1 protein-coding gene is annotated in these 764 nt (G+C 75.3%); it reads right to left on the reverse strand.

Annotation, left to right across the window (positions count from 1 at the left end):
* Window positions 1-74 precede the first annotated feature (74 nt).
* A partial coding sequence (locus GTW43_RS04820) for an amino acid permease (RefSeq protein WP_161300367.1) occupies window positions 75-764 on the reverse strand: 690 nt, incomplete at its 5' end.

A 764-nucleotide genomic window follows, 5' to 3' on the forward strand; every position in this document is an offset into this window, starting at 1 on the left:
TTGAGGAGCGGGGGCCGGGGCGGAGCCCCTGGGGGTGCGGGGGGTGCCGGGTGCCGGGAAGGTGCGCCGGGGGGTCAGTCCGGGTCCGTGATGCCCCGGCGGGACTGGACGCCGAGTACGACGAGCCCGACGGCCAGCCACACCGCCCCGACGATCTGCGCCGTCCCGGACGCCTCCACGATCACCGCCACCGTGATCGCGGCACCGATCAGCGGGATCAGGGCGTGCCGCCACCAGCTGGCCCCCGCCCCCCGGCGCCGTACGACGAAGTAGCCGATCACGCTCGCGTGCAGCAGCGTGAAGGCGGTCAGCGCCCCGATGTCCACCACCGAGACGAGGTGGTCCAGCCCGTCGTCGCGGCGTGCCGCCCACCCCGCCGCCACGAGCGTGATCACCGCCGCCAGCAGGATCGCGAACCGCGGCACCCCCGACTCCGTCCGCGACAGGAACCGCGGCAGCCGCCGGTCCCGCGCCATCGCGAACAGCAGCCGGCCCGCCGCCGCCTGCCCCGCCAGCGCCGCGAACGCCGCCCCGATCGCCTTGCTCACCGCCACCAGATCGTGCAGCCAGCCCCCGACGGAGGCGTCCACCGCGTCGTAGAACGCCGACCCCTGCTTGCCCGGGTCCGCCGCCAGCTGCGCCGACGTCGTCGGCTCCAGCAACGCCACCAGGTACGTCTGCGCCACGAACAGCACACCCGTCAGCGCCAGACAGAACAGCACCGCCCGCGCCACCTTCGCCGAACCCCCCGTCACCTCCTCCGC

This window comes from Streptomyces sp. SID5785, assembly GCF_009870065.1.
In the GTDB taxonomy this organism is placed as follows: Bacteria; Actinomycetota; Actinomycetes; order Streptomycetales; family Streptomycetaceae; genus Streptomyces.